The following is a 4,141-nucleotide window of genomic DNA, read 5'->3' on the forward strand; positions in this document are numbered from 1 at the left end:
GTAAGTACAGATAGAGTCCCTGATATGGCAGACAAACTATATATAGGCGTCATGTCTGGCACCAGCATGGACGGAATCGATACCGTCCTTGCCTCAATATCTGAAAACAAAACCACCAGTATTGAATCATTTAGCGCACCATTTTCAAGCTCGCTTAAGTCGAAACTTCAGTCATTGTCACTACCAGGCGACAATGAGATAGACCGCCTTGGCGAAGCCAGTGTCGAGCTAGGTGAAGCTATTGCGGAAACCGTGAACGATTTACTCAAGAAAGCCAACAAGAATAGTAGCGATGTTTGCGCCATCGGTTGTCACGGACAAACAATCAGACACCGCCCTGAGTCAAGCAAACCCTTTTCACTCCAGATAGGCGACCCAAGTACAATCGCCCACATCACTAATATCACGACGATTACCGATTTCAGAATGGCAGATATGGCCGCGAAGGGGCAAGGCGCACCATTAGTCCCCGCATTTCACCAAGCAGTATTTGGCGACTCAAACGAAACGAGAATCGTTGCCAATATTGGCGGTATCGCGAACATTTCAGTGCTCTCAAAAACAAAGAACAAGCTATCCGGCTACGACACAGGCCCCGGAAATATGCTTATGGACCTATGGATTCAAAGCTGCTTAAAGAAAGCGTACGATCATAATGGCGACTGGGCGAGCACAGGGTCTGTTATCGAAGATTTATTACAGGATTTTCTCGACGAGCCCTATTTCAAACAAACAGCACCCAAAAGCACCGGTAAAGAACTGTTTAACTCAGCATGGATAGCCAATAAGATTGCAAACAGCACATTCCAAAGCGAAGATATTCAGCGCACGCTACTCGAGCTAACGGCCAGCACAATTAGTAACAGCATCATCACCAGCACTAATGGTGATGGCTGCGACATCTTCGTCTGCGGCGGCGGCATCAATAATCAACTACTAATGACTCGCCTCCAAAACCTGCTTCCAAGCTATCGCTTAAGTTCAACCCTCGACCTGGGAATAGACCCGCAATTGGTTGAGGCCAGCGCTTTCGCCTGGTTAGCAAGACAAACACTGAACAACCTGCCAGGCAATGCCTGCTCCGTTACGGGAGCAAGCAAGAGCAAAATATTAGGTGGAATTTACCCCGCTTGAAGCGATTCCTTCGAAGCCTCTTCCGTATTTTGTTCTGGCTGCCACTTCTTTATTAACCCCATAACCTTGTAGCCTTTTACCCCCATCATTGCGCTAGCAGTCATCACACCTGCCATCAATGCGCCACCAACACCCGCAGTCACTACATCAGCACCGGTAAGGTAGAAGTTTTTAATCGGCGTTACCGGATGCAACCACGCCTGTTCAAAGCGCTCTACGCTATGGTCAATACCATAAATCTCGCCTTCTTCATTCCATTGAAACCATTGAGTCGAAAGCGGCGTCGAAAGCTCAACATAATCAAGAGCATCTTTTAATTGTGGCATTTGCTCGTAAAGCATATTCATCAATTTTTCAGTAAGCTTCACCTTAAGCGCTTCGTACTCTTCCCCGCGCTTATTCCAGGTCGACCCTTCCCATTCCGCAAACCACTCTGGCTTACAGGGTGCTACAATCTCTGCCGTAGACTTTCCAGGATAGCGTTCATTCCAGCTTGGATCTTTTGCTGAAGGAAAAGAAATATAGGTAAGCGGCAGTTCTGCTTCCAAGCTCTCATTGAACTTACTTACATTGTCATCATGATCACTCGTCGGGTATATCCAGAAGTTTTTCTTAGGTATCCCTAATTCTTTTGCCGTACCTTTAAAGCCCGCGTAAATACATATATGCGACGAGGAAATCTCCACTCTTTCTAACAACTTATTCAGTTTATGCTTTTTGATAGCCGACTCTGGCAGCAATTTATTCACCGTGGGATATAAACCAGCGCAACTTACCACTGCATCAGCCGTAATTTCCTGACCTTTCTTCAGCCTTACGCCATAAGCTTTATTGTTTTTGATGAGAATTTCATCCACACCAGCATAGGTAAAGACATTTCCTCCTGAACGCTGAATCACTGGAATAATTGTCTCTGCAATTTTTGCTGCCCCCCCAACCGGGTAACTACCGCCATTCAAGTAATGCTTCGCAACCATCGCATGCATCATGAATGATGCTTTCTTAGGAGGTAAACCATAATCCCCCCACTGAGCGGTTAAGACGCCGATAAGTTCTTCGTTATCAGTAAGCTCTTTCAGCACCTCGTAAGTTGTTTTATAGAAATAATCCGGAAGAAATTTATGGCGAAAGCGGTTATAGAGCAAACCTGCCATTCTGGGCATTGCCTGTCCGGCAAAGAATTTTGGCACAAGAGAGCTTACCTTATATAGAAGCTCCACATACTTATCGATAGCTTCAGTCTCTGATGGAAAATTCTTCTTCATCTCGTCTTTGAAAGCATCTTTTCCCGCTAGGTAGTTATACTCTTTACCGCCTATAATCACTTGATCGAAAAGCGGGTCCATCTCTTCCCATTTGAGCTGACCATCTGTGATCACATCAAACAAACGGCGTAGCACCGTCCAAGGCTTATGAACCTCACCAATATAATGAACACCAACATCCCACTCATAACCATTGCGCTCATAGGCGTGCGTGTAGCCACCTGCGGTATAGTGCTGTTCTAGCACACAAACCTTCTTTCCCAACTTTGAGAGTAAGGCCGCATTTGCCAGGCCACCTATTCCGGAACCAACAACAATCACATCATAATGATCATCTGCTTTGTTTTTTCTATATCGAGTTCCAGTTCGCACCATTATTTCTCTCCACTGCATCAATCAGTCAAAAACACAAAAAACCAAGCTCACGACAAGCTCATTATTTTTACATATTACCCCGCAAACAAATTATTATGCAACTTCTTGCATATTGAAAAATAATATATACTAGCCAATGTCTATTCAATTTAGAGCTGAGCCATGTCCTTAAAACACGCAATTCTCGTATTATTAGAAACCGAACCAGGCAGCGGTTATGACCTATTAAAACAATTTAAAGAAGGACTAGGGTATTTTTGGAATGCAAGCCACCAGCAAATTTATCAGCAACTAAAAGTTCTTTTAGAGCAGGATTTTATCTCCTGCAACAATATAAAACAGACTGATAAACCCGATAAAAAGGTTTACGACATCACAGCAAAAGGCGTTGAAGAGCTCAAGCAATGGCTATCGGCGCAGGTAAAACCGAATAAAACCAATGATGCCCTCTTGGTAAAGGTTTTTGGCGGCCACCTTATCGATCAAAACAACTTGTTAGAGGAAATTGAAGCGCATCAAGCGCTACACCAAAAGACATTACAAAGCCTTCTATCGATAGAGCAGAGCTACTTAAGCCTGCCCCCAGAGAAGCAAGCCAACTATAAACTTCCCTACCTTACACTAAGGCGCGGAATCATTGGCGAACAAGCCTGGTTAAGCTGGGCAGAGGAAGCCTTAGAGTCGATCAAAAAATAATCAAAGCTTTTTTTCTCAAATCTGCGTATAATTGCCGCCCTTTTATTCTGTCCTCGCGTCAGAACCATTTTATCGATAGGCATTCCTAACTATGACAGACTCCACGCCTCAATTTGAGCAACTTGGTCTCCCCGAAAATATCTTAAAAGCCGTAAAGGAACTTGGATACGAAACCCCTTCTCCAATCCAAGCTCAAGCAATACCCACACTTCTTAGCGGCAAAGACATTTTGGGTCAAGCTCAAACCGGCACCGGAAAGACTGCAGCATTTGCCCTCCCTTTACTTGCAAATATCGACGCAAACAAGTCTGAAACGCAAGTATTGGTGTTAGCCCCTACACGCGAGCTAGCGATTCAGGTTGCTGAAGCATGTCAAAGTTATGCGAAACACATGAAGAACTTCCATGTTCTTCCTATTTACGGCGGCCAAAGCTATAGCAACCAGTTACGCCAGCTCAAGCGCGGCGCACAAGTGGTGGTTGGCACTCCGGGACGCGTCATGGATCACATGCGACGCGGGACGCTGAAACTCAACACCCTAAAAACCTTAGTACTTGATGAAGCAGATGAAATGCTACGCATGGGCTTTATTGATGATGTTGAATGGGTATTGGAACACACACCCGAGGATCGGCAAATCGCCCTATTCTCTGCGACCATGCCTCGCGAGA

At 45.1% G+C, this 4,141-nt stretch carries 4 protein-coding genes; 3 read left to right on the forward strand and 1 reads right to left on the reverse strand.

The genetic code is table 11. The features are described from left to right. A partial coding sequence (locus A3757_RS01065) for an anhydro-N-acetylmuramic acid kinase (protein ID WP_369819510.1) occupies nucleotides 1-1,134 on the forward strand: 1,134 nt, incomplete at its 5' end. Here A3757_RS01065 and A3757_RS01070 read toward each other — a convergent pair. Further along, entirely contained in the window at nucleotides 1,122-2,774 is a 1,653-nt protein-coding gene (locus A3757_RS01070) for an NAD(P)/FAD-dependent oxidoreductase (protein ID WP_082865470.1), read from the reverse strand. The two genes, A3757_RS01065 and A3757_RS01070, sit on opposite strands and share 13 nt — an antisense overlap. Nucleotides 2,775-2,936: 162 nt before the next feature. Between A3757_RS01070 and A3757_RS01075 the strand changes: the two genes are divergently transcribed. Together A3757_RS01075 and A3757_RS01080 are read left to right on the forward strand one after the other, a co-directional pair. Then, entirely contained in the window at nucleotides 2,937-3,470 is a 534-nt protein-coding gene (locus tag A3757_RS01075) for a PadR family transcriptional regulator (RefSeq protein WP_068513060.1), read from the forward strand. 91 nt (nucleotides 3,471-3,561) lie between these two features. After that, nucleotides 3,562-4,141 (forward strand): DEAD/DEAH box helicase (locus A3757_RS01080; protein ID WP_156506081.1); only part of this gene is annotated, 580 nt, incomplete at its 3' end.

It is taken from the genome of Oleiphilus sp. HI0117, assembly GCF_001635235.1.

Excerpts from the sequence above, each read along its gene's own strand:
- A3757_RS01070 (WP_082865470.1), bottom strand. The coding sequence starts at position 2,774 with ATGGTGCGAACTGGAACTCGATATAGAAAAAACAAAGCAGATGATCAT.
- A3757_RS01075 (WP_068513060.1), top strand. The coding sequence starts at position 2,937 with ATGTCCTTAAAACACGCAATTCTCGTATTATTAGAAACCGAACCAGGC.